Raw genomic sequence first — 18,824 nt, forward strand, 5'->3', positions numbered from 1 at the left:
CGCCCTCCCTTATACCCTGGAGTGTTAAGGCAGCTCAATGGTTTTATTTTCTCTGGATTCCTTGTACAGCACGATTGTCTTGCCAATTACCTGGACAAGCTCTGCTCTGGCTCCTTCCGCCAGCTCAGCCCCGACTGCCTTGGGATCGTCGAAATTGTTGTTAAGCACCGATACTTTAATTAGCTCGCGAACCTCCAGCGCTTCCTCGATATGGCGGATCAGATTTTCATTCGTGCCGCCTTTACCGACCTGGAAGATCGGTGTCAAGTGATGAGCCATGGAACGCAAATAACGTTTTTGTTTACCTGTCAGCATGGATGTGTGCATCCTTCTTTCATCTAAGTTGTGGATTCGAGCGCTTCCAGAACGGCTTCCCGCATCGCTGCGATCGGCGCCGCCTTGCCCGTCCAATATTCGAACGCATAAGCGCCCTGATTGATAAACATGCCAAGACCGCCATGAATGCGGCAGCCTGCCTGCTCGGCCTCTTGCAGAAACCTGGTTTTCATTGGATTGTAAATAATTTCGCTAGCTACGGCATCCGGCCTGATCCATCCCGGCTGGACGTCCATCGGCACGCCTTCTGTTAGAGGCGCCATTCCAACGGAGGTGGTGTTGATAATGATATCCGCCTTGCGGCATACCGCTTCAGCCCCGTGCTGGCCGACGGCACGGATATCCGCCTCTGCGGCTGCTGAACCGGCCAGCTCCATGGCCCGCTCAACGGTGCGGTTGACGATCGTTATCGAAGCCGGCTGTTCCTTAAGCAGAGCATGCAAGATGCCGCGCGCAGCGCCCCCTGCTCCAAGCAGAACAATCCGCCTGCCGGCAAGCTCGGGTTCAGCCTCTTCCTTCAGCGACCGGACGTAGCCGATCCCATCTGTATTATATCCGGTAAGCCGGCCGTTATCGTTCACGATCGTATTGACGGCTCCGGCTGCCTTCGCGCTGTCGTCGATCGCATCGAGATGCTTCATGATCTCCACCTTGTGCGGAATCGTTACGTTGATTCCCCGGATTCCCATTGCCCGCACGCCCTGGATGAAGCCCGCAAGCTGCTCGGTCTTAACATGAAAGGCGGCATAAATGCCGTTTACCCCGGCCTCCCGGAAGGCACGGTTCATCATAATCGGCGATTTGGAATGCCTGATCGGATCGCCAATCACACCATATACCGTGGTATGGCTGTCCACCTTATTCCCCGTTAATGTCTGCTCCGCCATCAGCCTCTCCCCCTTGGCATTAAGCTAAGATAATGTTCCTGTCCGGTCCAACCCTAGCTATACGAGCGCATCGCGCAGCAGTACCTTGACGCCTTTGGGCGCATAAACATCGACCTCGGCCCCCTGGCTGCTGTTGGCATGAATCCAGCCGAGACCGGAGATGAAGATATCGGTGTCGCTTCCGCGCGGAATGCGCAGTGAATGCCTGGTCCAGGCCGGAATTTCATCCAGCTCAGCTAATGAAGGAGGAGCAAGCAGCTCTCCCTTATGCTCGGCATAAAGCTCATCCGCCCGCTCGAGCTTCGTCCGGTGCACCTTCATGGCTGGCGAGCTGTACACGGTGAACGATTGAGGTGCTCCCGCTACAAAATCGAACCGGGCGATGGCGCCAAAAAACAGAGACTGCCGCTCATTCAGCTGATAGACAAGCGGCTTCAGCGGTTTCTCGGGAAGCAGTGACTGCAGCACCCTTCTTGGCACCAGCTCCGTCAGCCTCGACGGGTAGACGATACCCGGTGTATCGATGATGGACTTGCCGTCCTCGAGCGGGATATGAACGGCATCCAGCGTTGTGCCTGGATACCTTGAGGTCGTAAGCTCCCGCTCCAGATCGCTGTAATCCCGGATCAGACGGTTGATAAGCGTCGACTTGCCGACATTCGTCGCACCGACAACATAGATATCGCGCCCATTCCTGAATTCATCCAAGGCCTCAAGCACATGATCAAATCCGCTGCCGCGCATAGCGCTGCAGAGAACGACATCTACGGTCCGCAATCCCGCTTCCTTCGCCTTCTGCTGAACCCAGTTGCGGATGCGGTTCAGATTAACCGACTTCGGCAGCAGGTCCGTCTTGTTCACGACGAGCAGCACAGGATTATTGCCGACAAACCGCTGCAGTCCCGAAATCAGGCTGCCTTCAAAATCAAATAAATCCACGATGTGTACAACCAGGCTCTTAGTCGCAGCGATACTGCCGAGCAGACGCAAAAATTCGTCCTGATCCACGGTAACTGACGAAGCGTCGTTGTAATTTTTGATCCGGAAGCAGCGCTGGCAAATAACGGGCTCCCTCTCAAGTGCCGCTTGCGGAATATAACCCGGCTTGTCCGCCGTTTCGGTCTGCAGCGCAATTCCGCAGCCTGCGCATGAATCCTTCTCCTGGTTAGCAGACGAATGAATGTCCGTCACTTCTTGTCCTCCTTGGGCCATAGTCCTTTCTTACGCAGCTTGGACAAGGCATACTTCTCAATCCTTCTGTTAATACGGGTCATAAACCCTTCGTCCTTGGGTGCGATCGGTGTGACCAGAATCGTATAGAGGCCCATTCGCTTGCCCCCCAGCACATCCGTCAGCATCTGGTCGCCGATAACCACCGTCTGCTCAGCGTTCAGCCCCAGGACGGTAAGTGCCTTGTGAAAGGCTCTGTTTGCCGGCTTTCTGGCCGCATGAATGAACGGAATGCCGATCGGCTGTGCAAACTTCGATACCCGGGTCTGATTATTATTGGAAACAATGACGACCTTGAAGCCCGCGGCCCTTACCCGGTCAAGCCACGCAACAAGCTCCGGAGTCGCAATCGGGTCCCTTGCTCCTACCAGCGTATTGTCCAAATCCGTAATAATACCCTTGACGCCATTCTTCTTCAGCACATCAAGATCGATATCATATATCGTATTTACCAGCATATGCGGTAAAAGCCATTCGAACATTCTGTCGACTCCTTCATTTTGCGCTGTTGTTACCTGCCGCTGTCATGTAAGCTTGGCAGGAAGAAACAGCCAATATGCTGCCATTATACGAAAAACTATATCATATTGGGAAGCCGTTGCAAAACGCTCAGCCAAAAATCATGACAGCTGCCGGTATGTTTGAAGCTTAACCTTACGGGCCGGCAAATATGCTGTCATTACGCAGAAGAAGAGCTGGTTATGCCGCCTAGACGGCATAATCAGCCCTTCCTTTCAACAGCTGTTACTGACGATGCTCATTACCTGCTGCTCTGTTCATCCAACAAGCTCCCTGGCTGCCCTCATCCGGGTTGCAGCACGTTCAGCCTCTTCACGGGATGACTCAGCGGCACTATATTTGGCCCTCTCGAACAAGGCCAGTATTTCACCGAGCTCACCGGCGAGCGAGCTTCTCTCCCGCGACCATCTGGCGAAGGACTCGCGCAGCGTCTCGTTATCACTGCGGTCAAGACCATGCTTGCGGCAGTAGCGGAGGAACCTCTCCATCTCGTAAACAATCAGCTGGTTCCCGGACAACGAGCGTACCCGGAACTGGTACAGCATGGCGGCAGCCTTGTGTCTGCCGAAGAAAGCCGCACAGCCTAATACAAGCGCCGCTCCAATCAGACCCCAGACGAGCGGAATTCCGCCGCCTTCTGTCTCTGTCTCCGCAGGAGCGACTGGTTCTGTCTCCTCAGGCTGCGTAATTTCTTCGGTGTCCGGCGCATCAGCGGGCAGACTGTATGGATAAGTAAAGCCTGCGGTCGGTTCAAACGGGACCCAGCCGTAACCTTCAAAGTAGACTTCAACCCAGGAATGCGCATCCGCATTCCTGACCGTATACGTCCCGCTGCCGCTCGGATTGTACTCCTGTGCGTATTCGGGGATGCCTGAGTAAAATTCTACCGGCATTGACCCTGGCGAGTAACCCTTGACCCACCTTGCCGGTATCCCGAGCGAGCGGGTCATGACAGCAAGTGCCGTAGAATAATAGTCACAGTATCCTTCTTTCACCTCGAAGAGGAATGCGTCCACAAAATCTTCACTTGTTCTGAGACTGGTATCCGGTGTGTTCGTGTACGGGAAATTGCCCTTTAGATAGCTTTCAAGCAGCTTGACCCGGTCATAATCATTATCCGCTTCGGCCGTAATCTCAAGCGCCAGCTCTTCAACCCTGCCAGGGATGCGCGGCAGCTGGGTATACTCTGACAGCAGGTTAAGATTTCGGACCTGCCCAGCTTTTTGGAGCTTCTCCTCATCCAGCACCGGCACCTCGGAGACCAGGCTGTAGGTATCCGGGTATGGCGTCCTGTCCGAACGCGGCCATCTGAGCTCGCCAGACTGGCTGAACCAGGCAAGCGAGTATGGAACACTGCCGTCCTCCCCGTCTATGGAACGAATCGAACGGACGGTTGCCGCTCCGAACAAGACCGGGAACCAATCCTCTCGAATCATGGTTACCGTCTGGGTAATCTCCTCGGTCTCCACCTTCAGGTTATCCAGCTGCGAAGGCAGCACTTCCTCTATTTCCAGTCCCGAAACGGCATGCTCATTGTTTTCCGCACTGCTTTCTTCCCACCCGGAGCCTGTATAATAGTTCTTCGATTCCCCGCGCCAGTAGCTTCGCTTCGTCGTCGTTACCGTCATGACTTCCGAATAATCAAATTCAAATCCCCCGCCAAGCTCGCCGTCCTCCCGGCTGTAGCCTGATCTGGTATCCTGGTTCCGCTGCACTGGCATCCTGGCGTCCAGCTTCTCACCGACGAACGAAGGCACCGCTTTCCCCCTCGACTCCATCCAAACAGTATAAGGGTCCTTCAGAATCGGCTGGATATTCGGCACAAATAAGCCAGAAGCCATTACGAGACCCAGCACAAATACGACCGAAACGATAAAGGTCAGCGGATACTCAAGCATATGCCGCCAGGATTCGGGATGCTTCTGCTGAAAACGGCTGTAATGCTCGGCCACAAACCAGGCCAGCCCCACGAAGATCGACCATGCAATCTCGTCCCACAGATAAATTGGTGTAAAGGAGTCTAGGACAGCCAGCGACAGCATGCAGGCGCCCACAAAGATCGTCACCTGCAGCCGGGTACGCGTAAACGCGCCGGCGAACAAGAACAATGCCAGGACAGGGACCGATATCCAGATGAACGGATCCAGCTGTCCGAATACATAGGTGAACCAGTAGCGCCATGCCTCCATGCCGTCACCTGCGGCAGGCATAGGCTGCCAGTGGAAGTCACTGTACCGGATATTTAAATAAAGCATAACGGCAATATGAAGAGGCAGCCTCAACCATCTAGGCCCCGGAATAAGCCACTCGATGATAACACCCGCGATCAGGATGCCGTGAACAATTGCATAGGTTTCATCCCACCAGTACTGCTCAAGGCTGTCGAACCACTGCCAAAGCAGAATAGCAGCAAACAAGTGCGCTAGCTTGCCGTATCCGTCCCGGAACAATGCCGACAATCGTAAAGCACGCATCATACCGCACCTCCTTCCAGAACAGCCGGGAGCTCCTGCAGCTGACGGATCTGATAGACCGGCCAGCCCCTGAGACGAAGCATCTGCTGCCACTCCTGCTGTCCCCTGCGGCTAACCGGGTCAGAGCCCCGGACATGAAGCATCACGGGTGTCATGCCCGTTCGGTCAAGCCACTGCATGGAGCGAATGGCTTCCTCGCCCTCTTGCGGGGTCACGAGTATAACGGATGAGCCGGACGGCAGCATGGCCGAAGCTTCACGGAGCGAGCGGTACAACCCCGCCTGACCGTCAGCCTGTACGATAACGAGATGATTCATGATCGCCTTGCGCTGATCGGTATTCGAACGCGGCTGATAACCATCAGCCGTCGCGCCAAGTGATACCAGCCCCATCGCGGTCTCGCGCCGCATACCGTACTCAAACAGCGAAGCCGCAGCCGATACCGCTAATTCAAACTGCTCCGCGCTGTTGTAAGCAGCTGCACAGCGATCGAGCACCACGACGGTGCGCGGTACCGATTCCCGCTCAAACTCCTTCGACTTCCATTCGCCTGTCTTTGCTGTAGCATTCCAGTGAACACGGGATAACCGGTCTCCGTAGTGATAGTCCCTCACTCCGTTCAGCTGCGTCGTTTCCTTCGCCGACCGGCTGACAGCAGCGTTGGCGTATGGTCCTCTAAGACCATAGCGCAGCAAGGACCAGTTCCGGATAGGGACGGTCTGGGGCAGCACGGTAAACGACAGCTCCGATTGGAAAGTCCCTTTATGCTCGAACAAGCCGAATATATCGCGCGTCACACATTCGGAGCTGGTAAAGGTATACCGTCCCCGCTGCAGCGGCGGTGTGGAGTAACGGACAGTCCCCATCCGCTTCATATCCGGGACAAAGGAAGATTCAAACTGCATGCTCTGGCCGTTCTGGCGCTGCAGTCTGTCATGCACAAGCACATAAGGGATCGGCCAGAAGCCCGGAATCCGGACAGCAAGCTTCACGTCCAGCCTGGTGCCCGAGGTGAGCACATTGTCGTTTGAGCCGCCAACCCCGCTGATCGAGCGGCTTCCCTTCACATGGGCTATGCCGCTGTATCTGCCAAGCACCAAATATAGAATGAGAACATTAACCATGCAAAAAATCATGAACGATGACTTGCCGCCCTGAAACAATAGATACAGCGAACAGCATACGTAGATAAGGGCCGTCAGGCGCCACCTCATCACCATGGTTCTGGCGGTGTCCATCCTTAACGCTCCAGCCGGACCGGTACGGTGGTCTGTTCAATTACTTGTCTAATGACATCCTCCTGGGTAACCCCGTTCATCCGGGCCTCCGTATGAAGAATGATCCGGTGACCCAGCACATGCCCAGCAAGCTCCTTCACGTCATCGGGAATTACATAGTCGCGCTGCTTGATAAATGCATGCGCCCTCACAGCCGCCATCAGCGAGATTGCGGCACGCGGGCTGGCGCCAAGATGTACACCCGGGTGTTCTCTCGTACCGCGAACCACACGCACCAGGTAGTCTCCAACCGCCTCATCCACATGAACACGCCTTACCTGTTCCTGGATGTGAACAATATCTGCCATAGAAGCGACCTGCGAGGCTTTGGCGGAAGCCTGATCCGCATAGCTGTTCATAATCATGCGGTGCTCGGTCTGCTCATCCGGATAACCAAGCGTCAGCTTCATCATGAATCTGTCCATCTGGGCCTCGGGCAGCATGTAGGTGCCCTCAAACTCAATCGGGTTCTGAGTGGCAATCAGGACGAACGGCTGCGGCAGCGGATGAGACGCGCCATCTACGGTAACATGACGTTCTTCCATTGCCTCAAGCAAAGCGGACTGCGTCTTAGTCGTTGCCCGGTTGATTTCGTCAGCGAGCAGAATGTTCGCCATAACCGGACCTGGCCGGAACACGAAGGTCTCTTCCTTCGGATGATAAATCGATACACCCGTAATATCGGTAGGGAGCAGATCGGGATTGCACTGAATACGCCGGAACTGGCCCCCCACGGCATTGGCAAGCGCTTTAACCAGCTGGGTCTTGCCCGTTCCGGGCACATCCTCCAGCAAAATATGCCCGCCGGCCAGCAAGGCGGTCAGCAGGCGTTCTATTTCTTCGGATTTTCCGAGGATACACTGTTCAAGACTGTCTTGAATTTGTTTACAGATCTGCATGTCACTGGTGCGTACGTCCATCGCTCAACCTCCCGGTAATATATAGATCGTTCATGGCGAGAATATAGTCAGCCTCTGTCCGAATCTCTTAACCGAAGCAGGGACAAACTGCCATTCTATTATATTTTACAGGAATCGAGGAGCACTGTACAATTAAACATCCTCTAAAAAAAACTGGAGGATCACACAGGATCCTCCAGTTACCCCTTCGGCCGCACAACGAGTGCCGCCAGGAATGAAAATATGATGGCGGATGAAATACCCGCGCTTGTCAGCTTGAACATGCCCGTAATAACGCCTACCGGCCCGATCGCATGCAGCTCGGTCAATGCCCCGTGTACGAGTGCGTTGCCGAAGCTTGTGATCGGAATGGTTGCTCCAGCACCGGCGAATTTGATCAGCGGCTCATACAGATTAAAGCCATCCAGTATTGCCCCGATCACAACAAGCGTTGACATCGTATGCGCCGGTGTAAGCTTCACCACATCAAACATCAGCTGACCGATTACGCAGATTCCTCCCCCGACAAGAAACGCCCAGAGAAACTGCATTCTTATTCCCCCTTCTCAATGGCGACAGCGTGAGCGATGCACGGAATGGTCTCCCCCTGTTGAAAGGACAAGGGCGACAGCAGGGCGCCGGTAGCCACAACCAGCACGCGGTTAAGTTCACCATTCTGGATCCGCTTGAGCAGATGGCCGTATGTGACGACAGCCGAGCAGCCGCAGCCGCTTCCTCCCGCTTGCACCCCCTGCTTCTCCAGGTCGTAGATCATCAGCCCGCAGTCGTTAAAGACTGTATCGTCCATCGGAACCTCGTTGCGCTGCAGCAGATCCTTCGCAATCTGGTGCCCGACCCGGGCCAGGTCCCCGGTGACAATCAGGTCGTAATCACCGGGAACGCGCCCGGTGTCATTGAAATGTGTCTGAATCGTATCAACGGCAGCCGGTGCCATTGCCGCCCCCATGTTAAACGGATCGGCAATGCCCAGATCGACGATCTTGCCGACTGTCGCACAGGTAACGACAGGACCGTCGCCTTCGGCTGCAAGCACCACTGCACCCGCGCCTGTGACGGTATATTGGGCGGTAGGCGGCTTCTGGGAACCGTATTCGGTCGGGTAGCGGAACTGCTTCTCCGCCGTACAGTTGTGGCTGCAGGTGCCCGCCAAGACACGCTGCGCCCCTCCCGAATTAACGATCATGGAAGCCAGGGCAAGCGACTCCATGGAGGTGGAGCAGGCGCCGAACACGCCCAGGTACGGAACTCCAAGCTCCCTGGCAGTGAAGCTGTTGCTTATAATCTGGTTAAGCAGATCCCCGCCGACAAAAAACTGCAGGTCCTGCTTCTCAATACGCGACTGCTTGACGGCAATATCAGCGGCCTGCTCCATCAGCATACGCTCCGCCTTCTCCCAGCTCTTCTGCTGCAGATCAAGCTCAGGATGGATCAGATCGAAATCCTCGGCGAGCGGCCCTTCCCCCTCATCAGGTCCGACTACGGCACCTGAACCGATGATGACAGGACGCTTGTCAAACCACCAGGTCTGCTTGCCTCTTAGCATTCTATTGCCCTCCCGTTCCGAGAATGACATGGGCAATGCCCACAAAGAATGCGGCCACCGCTCCATACACAATGACAGAACCCGCCAGCTTGAACATGTTGCCTCCTACGCCCAGCACAAGTCCCTCACTGCGATGCTCCAGCGCAGCGGAGCACATGGAGTTCGCAAAGCCCGTTACCGGCACCGCCGTCCCCGCGCCGGCCCACTGGGCCATTTTGTCGTAGACGCCCAGGCTGGTCAGCACAACCGAGATGAATATCATCGTTGCTACCGTCGGACCGCTGGCTTGTGTCGATGTCAGATGCAGCCATGCCATATATCCGTTCTGAACTGCTTGTCCGAGGACACAGATGAGTCCTCCCACCACAAACGCACGCAGGCAGTTCTTCAAAACCGAACGGCCCGGCTCGCGTGATTTGGCAAACGCCTTGTACTCCTTGGAGGACATCGTCATATTCTTGTATTTGCCTTTGTCCGCTGCTTTCCCGGCCAAGCCGCAGCACCTCCCTCTTTTCAAACATCCTTACGACTAACATTATTTGTTGCGGCACTGCATGTTATGCCATCCTCCACAAAAAGCGGCCTTCCGTCTCTGGAAGGCCGCCTTGGTTCACTATGCAGCAAGCAGCAGGATCAGGACAAGCAGCACAAAGAGCACCAGCACTGTCAGCACCCCGGCACCCGGCCGCTCGCTCCTCTCGCGGATCAGCATGGGCAATAACTCCCTTCCGGCTTCTCTGTTAGCATATGCTTGCATCGCTGCCCATGTCCGTGTCATTTTCGCATTCAGCTGCCATTCAGCAAGTATTCAGCCCGTTCTCAGCTTCGCCGATTATAATATAAGACACTAGAGAAGCATGAAGGGCAGGATGACATCGATGTTGAATGGCAAAGGGATGAAGATTTTACTGGTGGACGACGAACCGCATATCCTGCAGTTTCTGGAGATTGGACTTCTCAACGAAGGATTTACGGTGCAAACGGCTCCCGACGGGCTGACCGCTGTATCGGCGGCGGATGATTTTGCCCCGCATGTCATTGTGCTTGATGTCATGATGCCGGGCATGGACGGATTTGAGGTGTGCCGGCTGTTCAAGCAGAACGGCATAGAAGCAGCCATCATCATGCTGACAGCGAAGGATGAGGTGGATGACAGGGTCAAAGGCCTTCACCAGGGGGCTGACGATTACGTCATCAAGCCATTCAGCTTTGAGGAGCTGCTGGCCCGAATCTATGCACGCCTGCGGAACCAGTTTCCCGCCCAATTCGGCGAGGTGGCGGCAGGGCCGTTCCGGATCGATGACAGCCGCAAGGAAATCCGCTACAGGGACAGCATACTGGAGTTATCCCCTACGGAATACGAGCTGCTCAAATATTTGGTCACCAACCACGGCATTGTGCTTAGTAAATCAAGAATTCTGGATAAAGTATGGGGGTATCAGTTTGGAGGGGAGGAAAATATCGTCGAAGTGTACATCCGTTCGCTTCGGGAAAAGCTTAAAGACCGTGAGCACCGGCTCATCCGCACCCTCCGAGGGGCAGGCTACAGGGTGGATCTGCCATGAAGCTGCCTCCCGCTATGCTGAAGAGATGGCCGCGGCGGCTGTCTCCCCGGTCACTGCGCTCGCAGCTGCTGATACGGTCCTTGTTCATTCTGGGCATTCTTCTGCTGCTGATCGGCTCCTTCCAGTACGTCATTATGCAGCAGTCCCTGTACCGCAGTAAAGCTGAAACGATGGATGCGCAGCTGCGCTCGCTTCCCAAGGATCTGACAGCTAAGCCTGGTTCAGCAGGCCGGTACGACGGGGACAATGGCAAGGGAGCTAAGGACCGGATCTCAGGCAAGCCGCCAGACGGAGAGGCATTACCGCCTGAGCGGGGCGGAGGACGGCTGCTGGTCATTCCCGATATGTCGCTGGCTTCGGTCGATGCGTCAGGCAGCTACACGGAGCTGCTGGAGACTGCTGCCCTCCCGTCACCTGAGCTCGATGTCAAACAGCTTGCCGATATACGCGCGGAGGTGGATGGCCCAGGCGGCCGTGTCCGCTATCTCGTAGCTGAGGATACGGAGGGCACCGAACAGCTGCTCGTATTCCGCAATGGGGGCGGACCCGGCGGCGGCAGCGAGCTGCTGCAGATGGGCACTCCGACAAGCTCCCTGCGTTCTGTTCTGATGCAGCAGCTGCTCATCTTTGGCGGCCTGTCCGCCCTGGCGCTTGTGGGGGGACTCATGCTCTATGTTTCCGTCCTGCGCCGCACACTGGTTCCGCTGTCCAATATGGTCCAGACGGTAGAGCGTACGGATGCCGGCAACTTAACTGAGCGCTTCCCCGCTACCCAGGGACAGGAAGAGATCGACCTTCTGGCCAATTCGTTCAACGGCATGCTGGAGCGGCTGCAGGCTTCCTTCGCCGCTGAGGTGGAAGCGAAGGAGCAGATGCGGCGCTTCATAGCCGATGCTTCCCACGAGCTGCGCACGCCGCTCACTTCCATCCACGGCTTCCTGGAGGTGCTGCTGCGAGGCGCCGCTGAGCGCAAGGAGCAGCTATATCCGGCGCTAAGCAGCATGCAGGGTGAATCCCGGCGGATGAAGAAGCTCGTTGAGGATTTGCTCCTGCTGGCGAAGCTGGATCGCGCACCCGAGCTGCAGCTCAAGCCAACTTCACTGGCCGGAATGCTGCTTGATATGGAGCCGCAGCTGAAGGTGCTCGCAGCTGCCCGCTCCCTGGAACTGAATCTGCCAGAAGAAGACCCGGTATCCGCTCTTCTGGATGCCGACAAGATCAAGCAGGTCCTGCTGAACCTGTACCATAATGCGGTGCAGCATACCGATGCAGAGACAGGCAGAATATCCGTTAAGCTTAGCCGCGAGCAAGGGATGGCTGTTCTGGAAGTTGCGGACAATGGCAGCGGAATCGATCCGGTCCATCTTCCGCATTTGTTTGAGAGGTTCTACAGGAGCGACAGCTCCAGAACACGGAAGTACGGGGGCGCAGGGCTTGGGCTGGCTATTAGCAAATCCATCACAGAAGCGCATGGCGGCGGCATCGAAGCAGCCAGCAGTCCGGGCGCTGGCAGCACGTTCACCGTACGCCTCCCGATTCACGACAGATCCGAGTGAAAAAGACGGTGTTTTTGTGCTTTATGATATAAAAATGAGGGGCCCCCGGAAGTCAGTGAAAACTGACTTTCTGGACAGCCCCTTCGTTCTATGCGCTTTTATCCAAAAGCACACGCATCGGCACATTGTGGTAAAGCACCCATTCAGAATTCACTTGTTTTGCCCACAGCAACCTATACCACTAATCGAGCCCCTTAACCAGCCTCTTTTTCAATCGGGCAAATAACATAAGGGACTCAACAGGCCGCAGCATGAAGCGTTGGACCATCGCCACAAGAATTATACTTGACATCAGCAGAGTCCATTTTGATGGCACATGACTCAATTGGTTCGCATATGAAAATAAATTGAACCACGAATCGATTTCCATATTGACATTCCAATACATCCAATGGGCTATGCCCGCAACATACCCCACTTCCGGAGATCGAAACACCGCTCCGCCAAGCAAGGATAAGGCTCCCGAGAATAAGAGGCCAGGCATCGTGACATACAATAATGTAAAATATGAAAGAGATGAATCCGAGAAAAGATAACCATGTGGAGATAAATCCAGACGGAGAAGCAGCCACCCCACGAACAACATGGTGATCGAAAAAAGCATAAACCATAACCATCTGTACCAAAGCATCCAGCTCCCTCGAGTTCTTCGGGTGGCCAGCATTTCTGTCGCATGGGCGTAATGATCCACCCAGAATACGTCCGGCAGCAGAATAATGCCTACGAAGCAGGCATAAATTTCGTAGAGATTTAAAACATCCCTGCCAGTGGGAGCATAGAACAAGAAGGGGATCATGACGATAAAAGCAGCGCATAACAGCCATTTGATCGGCGAATAAACAATTTTAAATTGATACAGCATCAGCTTCAAGAAGATCACCTGCCTTTTCCCTTTAAGCCTTGTCTTAACCAGAGCTGTCCGGCCCACAACATCATCAGAAGTGTGGCACCAAGAACCAGGCTTTGATGCGGGATATACGCCAGCCAATCGGTAGATGAATGCTCGTCCAGACGAATCATATATCGTGCATATCCTAACGGATGGCTTTCATCCCTTCCAAATGCCGAAGCAGCAACATTGAAGAGAAGATACACGATAAAGATCGGCAAGGCCGCGATTTCATTGTGAAAGAGAAAGCCAAGCAGGATGATGAGAGCACCGGAAAACACAAAGGCAGGGAGTACATAGATAAGCAGTCCCAGAAACACGTCCATAAAATGATACGCATATTCATCCATTGTAAACTTGAGTCCAAGCCATATATTGGCCGCTGTACTTACGATCAGGGCTGGCAAGCACCAGGCCAGTACCGTTCCGATATATTTTCCCGTGATGTACTGAAAACCAGTGACCGGCTTTGCTCGAAGCCACTCGATGGCATGGTATCTTCGATCCTTGAAAAATAAAAGTAAAAAAGCGGGAATGGAAAGCGCCGACATGATGATTTGCAGCCGATCCGACCACAGGAGGGCAAACTCTCTACTGAAAGATTGTCGTTCATAATAATAACGAAAGAGGGGCGCTACCTCTTCAATATTACCTAACCGCACCCCTCTCTCTTCAATAAAAACGTTCCACTGATCAACAAAGGAAGGATATTGTTGTTCCACCAGCGCATGGGCTTGTTCCAAGGACAAGTTTTGAGCTTTGATCTGGCTGGCAAGGGCTTTGGCTGCTTGAACGTTTTCCGCAGAAAAATCTCCTTCCTTCAATTGTTCCATATGCAGCACGGCAGCGGACAACGTCTCAGCAGGTGAAACTTCTACACGGAGCAATTCCTGGTGGATTCCTTTAGAAAACAATTGCTGAATATCGTTATTGTCCTGGATCGGGTAATGCCGGAGATAGGGCGAAAATTCCGACCACATAAATAAAAAGAGAAGGATCATCCCCACGATGAAAAACTTGCTTTTGATCTGATAACGAAATTCAAACTGGGTTACTTTGAGCATTGTCTTCATTTCGTCAACCCGCCAATCATCCACATATAAGCATCTTCAGCGGTAGGAGCTACTGGAACACTGTGCGGCGGCGCCTCTTCTCCTAGTACGCGCAGCTTCATCGCATCTTCCATATAATGGCTTGACACCGTAATATATTCCGACAGAATCCTTTTGTAATCCATCGATAAGGGCAAGGAGCACTCCCAAACTACGCCGGACACGGCCTTGATCATGCCGGCAATTGTGCCTTGATACTTCAGCATGCCTTGGTCCAGGACGGCTACTTGCTTGCAGGATTGAGCGATATCTTCGATGATATGGGTGGATAAGATGACGGTTTTGTGACCCGCATATTCAGTAAGCATATTACGGATTGAAATCCTTTCCTCAGGGTCCACTCCTGTTGTAGGCTCGTCCACAATAAGAATGTCAGGCTCATGTACAATAGCCTGCGCAATGCCTAATCGACGCTTCATCCCACCGGATAATTCCCGAATCTTCTTTCGGGATTGAACGTCCAGATGGACTTTTTCAAGAGCTTCCCTAGTTTTTGCCTTCTTGGTCTCCCCCTTCATGCCGTGCAGCGTCGCTGCGTAATCAATGGCTTCCAACACCGACAGTTGGGGATAAAATCCAAATTCTTGTGGAAGATAGCCGATCGACTGCTGCAGCTGTTTCCGCGTTTTGGAATCCATTAACCGTCCATCCATATAGACTTTGCCGGAGCTAGCCTCCAGAATGCCCGAAATGATGCGCATCAAGGTGGTTTTTCCCGCGCCGTTTCTACCAATGAGTCCGCAAACACCGGGCTGAATCTCAAGCGACACCTCTTTCAACCCATAGCTTTTTTTCGAATATTGTTTACTAATTTGCTCCACTCGGATATGCATGATTTATCACCTCAATATTAGGCTGTTCTTTCAAACATGGCTCGGTATTTACTCTGTACAGCGATAAGAGAGTGATGATCACCTCTCTCAACTAGACTCCCGTTGTGCAATAAGAAGATCTCATGCGCATTTATCACCGTACGTAAACGGTGGGCAATAAGAATGACGATTTTATCTTGAATCAAGTTTCTTAAATTTTGAATGAGTTTCTCCTCGGTTACAGGGTCCAGCATTGAAGTGGCTTCATCTAAAATCAATACAGAAGTCTGTCTAAGCAAGGCCCTAGCTATGGACAATCGTTGGCGTTGACCTCCGGACAATCGGATGCCTTGCTCTCCAATAAAGGTTTCAAGCTGCTTTGGGAGAGCCATCACATCATCGTAAAGCTCCACTATCCTCAATACCTCCGCTACGTCGTTGTCCGTGACCGACGTGTTGCCTAAGGCTAAATTATTATAAATCGTATCATTTAATAGAAATGTATTTTGACTTACTACGGCCATTTGATCCCGCAGCGCATCGGTTGAAATCTGGTTGAGGGCAGTTCCATTGATGCGGATTTCTCCATTCATGTTCGTCCAGAGCTTGAGGAGCAAATAAGTCAAAGTTGACTTCCCAGAGCCGCTTTCGCCAACGAAGGCATAGACTCTTGGAGATTCCAATTGCAAGGAGACATCGGATAGTACGGTCTTATCTTCATATTGAAAAGAAACATCTTGAATATGTATTTCATGGATGCTATCAATAGATTGTAAGTTGGCATCTTTTTCTCCCCAGTGGGAAGGTGATTCTAGTATTTCATTAATTTTTTTCCAAGAAATTAAAGCTCCCGACAATCTCGTTTGAAACTGGGATGCTCGCATGATAGGGGAAATTAACCGTTGGGAATATACATTGAATGTGATTAATCCACCAATCGTTAACGTACCTCCGATGACTTTATATCCCCCATAACCAAGGATAAATAGGGTGATAAACATGCCGGAAAGTTGGAGAAAGCTGCCGCTATACGAATAAATGAGCTGTGTTTTGATCTGCTGATACGCATTCTGTTTTTCAAGGCTTGCATATTTATTATTAAACAAGCTTTTTGCACCGATGACGACGAAGTTCATTAAGTTGCTTGCAGCTTCTTGAATCAGGGAATAAAGTTCACCGCTGGCGGTTCTTAAATCACGAGTTTGAGCTTCAATCCAACGGTTAAATTTTTGTTGAACAAAGAAAATAATGAGTTGTAATACAATCAACCACATTAATAGCTCGGGTTGAAGCCATCCTAGAAAGATGAGCATACCAATCGATACGAGAATATCGGAAGCAAAGTTTACAAAGGAGTAGGTTGCCGTTTGTTGTATATTCTCGATATCTTCGAAAAGCGTTTTTAAAACATCGCCTGAAGACAAGTTGGTATAGTACTCCCCGTGCATTTTCTGTAACTGCTGCATGCAGCGTGAGCGGATTTCTACGACAAATGAACGGGCGAGCTTAGAAAAGACATAATCGGATAGAAGTTTTGTCAGGTTGTAGAGAATAGCTGCACTTAAAGCCAAGGCAATATAAATAAAAAGACTGGATCCATTCCCGGAGGGAATGGAGGTGTCTAACAATTTCATTATGAAGTAAGGGGTCGAAACACTAAAAAGACTGCTCATCAGAAGTAGAAATGATGCCGCTGCAAAAGATCCTTTGTGATTTGCAAAGTTACGGATGATCGCTTTAAGCATATGTTTTCGATTCATGATGATAAATCCTTTCAATATGACAGATAAAGTGACTAAAGCTTGAAAAATGACGAAATGTCCATTGCATATCGTTTGCTGGGATCCCGACAACGGATGCAATATCCCGAATAAAGTTGGGGAATTGATTTTGTGACAACCCGTTTTTGGACAATAAAAGGTGATGGTCTCCGGTCCGAGTATTACAATAGCAGGACACGATGTCCTTGATCCTGTTCAATACATTTATAGGTAAGGTATGACCGTAAACGGGCTGTGTAATTTCAAGGTTCGGGCTTCTCTGTAATTCTTCATCAAGCCAGCTGAATCTTTGAGCGGTTTGAGCTAACAAGCAACAAGGATCGATCTGCTGATTTTGATTTTGTTCCAGTAGAAGGCGGGCCAGATGTCCTGTGACGACAGCAGCAGCTTTACTGTTCCCCCCAAACAAGCTGTATACGGAAAAGTCTTGATGCGTCCATACAGGCGTCATATCTGCAGCCACTTGGATCGGCTTGCCTTGATCCACCCAGATCGTCTCAGACTCCGGCATCAATGTACCGTTTACACCGATAACAGTCGGTAGAGCTGCGGGATAACTCATCTCTGACCCGTTTTCAACAGAAGCTACCACCCATTTTCCTTGGTTAGAAATTCTTTGAAATAACTCTTTCAAACGGCTCGTGATATGAAAGGATCGGAAGCTGAAGCTCATATGCAGAATCGAAACATCCAAACTTAAGCATAATTCTAGTGCAGCCTCTAGGCTTTTGGAATCTCCTGTAAGATTTGGATCCAATATTTTTATACTTCCAAGACGTACATTAGTTGCTAAACGGCGAATCATATGAGCGCAGGCGCTGCCATGCCCAGTGAGATCCTGTGGATGCTTCGTCTCCCTTACTTCGTGAGTGTCAGGGTCATACTCGTAAGAGTGGGTTAATTCGTTAAAGAAGCGACGGTCAATTCCGGAATCCAGAATCATGACATCACACATCTTCCGTGTAACCTCCTCATAGGTAAAGGATGGTGTATTTCACACCATCCTTTAATGGTTTAGTATCAATAAGTCAATCAGGAATGATTACCACCAGCTCGTTGTCTTAGGTGTATACACATATATTGATAATATCCGCTGTGCTTAAACAATCTGATGTGGAAGTATTCAGTGCATCGACAATGCAGTGGGTACATTGAAGGTTGCATCTTTGGGTAAGTGAAAAACTCACTTCCCGCAAATGTGGGGAGTGGGGGATTTCCCAGTACCCAAGCTCGTCCAATTTAGCTAATAGACCATTAAAATATTGGCGATCCTGCGCTTCTTGAAAACGATTAAGAAGTTCATCTCGAGTCAAATGTTGTTCCAAAGCCACTTCCAGAATATCGAAGCATTCCTTCGAAATCTTTAACCATGCTCCGGTTTTCCGGTTCATAAGAATTACACGGTCGCCGTGAAAGAGGGTTCGACTAGAATCAGAAATTTTCATGCGAGGCACTCCTTTGTTTAGACTTGAATTCACTCAATAATATTGTAAATAAACGGATCGATAACAACATCAAGGAATTAAATCCACAATATTGCTCATCCCGTTTTAATACAAGATTACCTTTTTTGTGTTCACATTTTTTTCAAGAAGCTGTGAAAATAAAGTGGAAGTTAATGACTCTATGAGGTTTTTCATAGAAAGGCAGAGTCTAATTTCAGAACAACAAAATCTGCGCGACAATTCAACAGCCGCTGTACTCAGCCAGCTGGAGGAAGAAGAAAACCGTGCGGAGATGTAACGGTTACGAACCAAGCAAGGCAAACTTAGAACGCAAACAAAGGAAATCCTATCATCAGGAACATCGGTTATATAGCTGATATTCCTGATTTTTTTGTCTATAAAATAGAAATACTGTCGATTCGCAATAACATATTATTATTTATATTGACAATACTCACCTAGACCTTATGATAGATTA

At 51.5% G+C, this 18,824-nt stretch carries 18 protein-coding genes; 2 read left to right on the forward strand and 16 right to left on the reverse strand.

Features of this window, described 5'->3' with window-relative positions; genetic code table 11:
* Window positions 1–24 precede the first annotated feature (24 nt).
* The 10 genes from yhbY to spoVAC form a co-directional block, all read right to left on the reverse strand.
* Window positions 25–315, reverse strand: a complete 291-nt coding sequence (gene yhbY, locus DNH61_RS21065; RefSeq protein WP_111148789.1) for a ribosome assembly RNA-binding protein YhbY — start codon at window positions 313–315, stop codon at window positions 25–27.
* Window positions 316–338: 23 nt separating this feature from the next.
* Complete coding sequence (gene aroE, locus DNH61_RS21070) at window positions 339–1,223, reverse strand: shikimate dehydrogenase (RefSeq protein ID WP_111148790.1); 885 nt, start codon at window positions 1,221–1,223, stop codon at window positions 339–341.
* A gap of 57 nt (window positions 1,224–1,280) precedes the next feature.
* Window positions 1,281–2,405: a ribosome biogenesis GTPase YqeH gene (gene yqeH, locus DNH61_RS21075; RefSeq protein WP_245948286.1), complete on the reverse strand. Its 1,125-nt coding sequence runs from the start codon at window positions 2,403–2,405 to the stop codon at window positions 1,281–1,283.
* Window positions 2,406–2,410: 5 nt separating this feature from the next.
* Window positions 2,411–2,935 carry a YqeG family HAD IIIA-type phosphatase gene (locus DNH61_RS21080; RefSeq protein WP_111148792.1) on the reverse strand — a complete coding sequence of 175 codons (525 nt, stop codon included), beginning with the start codon at window positions 2,933–2,935 and terminating at the stop codon, window positions 2,411–2,413.
* A 294-nt stretch (window positions 2,936–3,229) separates the two neighbouring features.
* Window positions 3,230–5,449 (reverse strand): DUF4129 domain-containing transglutaminase family protein, encoded by a 2,220-nt coding sequence (locus tag DNH61_RS21085; protein WP_111148793.1) that lies wholly within the window; start codon window positions 5,447–5,449, stop codon window positions 3,230–3,232.
* Window positions 5,446–6,684 (reverse strand): DUF58 domain-containing protein, encoded by a 1,239-nt coding sequence (locus tag DNH61_RS21090; RefSeq protein WP_111148794.1) that lies wholly within the window; start codon window positions 6,682–6,684, stop codon window positions 5,446–5,448. The genes DNH61_RS21085 and DNH61_RS21090 overlap by 4 nt, the downstream gene beginning before the upstream one ends.
* A 2-nt stretch (window positions 6,685–6,686) precedes the next feature.
* Window positions 6,687–7,643, reverse strand: coding sequence for an AAA family ATPase (locus DNH61_RS21095; RefSeq protein WP_111148795.1), 957 nt, complete (start codon window positions 7,641–7,643; stop codon window positions 6,687–6,689).
* A 179-nt stretch (window positions 7,644–7,822) separates the two neighbouring features.
* Window positions 7,823–8,173, reverse strand: a complete 351-nt coding sequence (spoVAE, locus tag DNH61_RS21100; RefSeq protein ID WP_111148796.1) for a stage V sporulation protein AE — start codon at window positions 8,171–8,173, stop codon at window positions 7,823–7,825.
* A gap of 2 nt (window positions 8,174–8,175) precedes the next feature.
* Window positions 8,176–9,186, reverse strand: coding sequence for a stage V sporulation protein AD (spoVAD, locus tag DNH61_RS21105; RefSeq protein WP_111148797.1), 1,011 nt, complete (start codon window positions 9,184–9,186; stop codon window positions 8,176–8,178).
* 1 nt (window position 9,187) lies between these two features.
* Window positions 9,188–9,640, reverse strand: a complete 453-nt coding sequence (spoVAC, locus tag DNH61_RS21110) for a stage V sporulation protein AC (RefSeq protein ID WP_111148859.1) — start codon at window positions 9,638–9,640, stop codon at window positions 9,188–9,190.
* A 424-nt stretch (window positions 9,641–10,064) separates the two neighbouring features.
* Here spoVAC and DNH61_RS21115 point away from each other — a divergent pair, with 424 nt between their 5' ends.
* On the forward strand, window positions 10,065–10,751 hold the full coding sequence (locus DNH61_RS21115; RefSeq protein ID WP_111148798.1) for a response regulator transcription factor: 687 nt from the start codon (window positions 10,065–10,067) through the stop codon (window positions 10,749–10,751).
* The gene (locus DNH61_RS21120; RefSeq protein WP_111148799.1) at window positions 10,748–12,307 is read left to right on the forward strand and encodes a sensor histidine kinase; all 1,560 of its coding nucleotides are present in this window, start codon (window positions 10,748–10,750) and stop codon (window positions 12,305–12,307) included. The genes DNH61_RS21115 and DNH61_RS21120 overlap by 4 nt, the downstream gene beginning before the upstream one ends.
* A gap of 181 nt (window positions 12,308–12,488) precedes the next feature.
* Here the strand turns inward: DNH61_RS21120 and DNH61_RS21125 are convergent, their stop codons facing one another.
* From DNH61_RS21125 to DNH61_RS21150, 6 genes are all read right to left on the reverse strand, one after another.
* Window positions 12,489–13,178 carry a hypothetical protein gene (locus DNH61_RS21125; protein ID WP_146241108.1) on the reverse strand — a complete coding sequence of 230 codons (690 nt, stop codon included), beginning with the start codon at window positions 13,176–13,178 and terminating at the stop codon, window positions 12,489–12,491.
* A gap of 5 nt (window positions 13,179–13,183) precedes the next feature.
* Window positions 13,184–14,269: an ABC transporter permease gene (locus DNH61_RS21130; protein WP_111148801.1), complete on the reverse strand. Its 1,086-nt coding sequence runs from the start codon at window positions 14,267–14,269 to the stop codon at window positions 13,184–13,186.
* The gene (locus tag DNH61_RS21135) at window positions 14,266–15,141 is read right to left on the reverse strand and encodes an ATP-binding cassette domain-containing protein (protein WP_111148802.1); all 876 of its coding nucleotides are present in this window, start codon (window positions 15,139–15,141) and stop codon (window positions 14,266–14,268) included. Before DNH61_RS21135 ends, DNH61_RS21130 begins: the two co-directional genes overlap by 4 nt.
* 17 nt (window positions 15,142–15,158) lie before the next feature.
* Entirely contained in the window at window positions 15,159–16,880 is a 1,722-nt protein-coding gene (locus DNH61_RS21140) for an ABC transporter ATP-binding protein (RefSeq protein ID WP_111148803.1), read from the reverse strand.
* Window positions 16,858–17,856: a S8 family serine peptidase gene (locus DNH61_RS21145; RefSeq protein ID WP_111148804.1), complete on the reverse strand. Its 999-nt coding sequence runs from the start codon at window positions 17,854–17,856 to the stop codon at window positions 16,858–16,860. Before DNH61_RS21145 ends, DNH61_RS21140 begins: the two co-directional genes overlap by 23 nt.
* A 106-nt stretch (window positions 17,857–17,962) precedes the next feature.
* Entirely contained in the window at window positions 17,963–18,346 is a 384-nt protein-coding gene (locus DNH61_RS21150) for a hypothetical protein (protein ID WP_111148805.1), read from the reverse strand.
* Window positions 18,347–18,824: the final 478 nt, after the last annotated feature.

It is taken from the genome of Paenibacillus sambharensis (genome assembly GCF_003233845.1).
GTDB lineage: Bacteria > Bacillota > Bacilli > Paenibacillales > Paenibacillaceae > Paenibacillus_I > Paenibacillus_I sambharensis.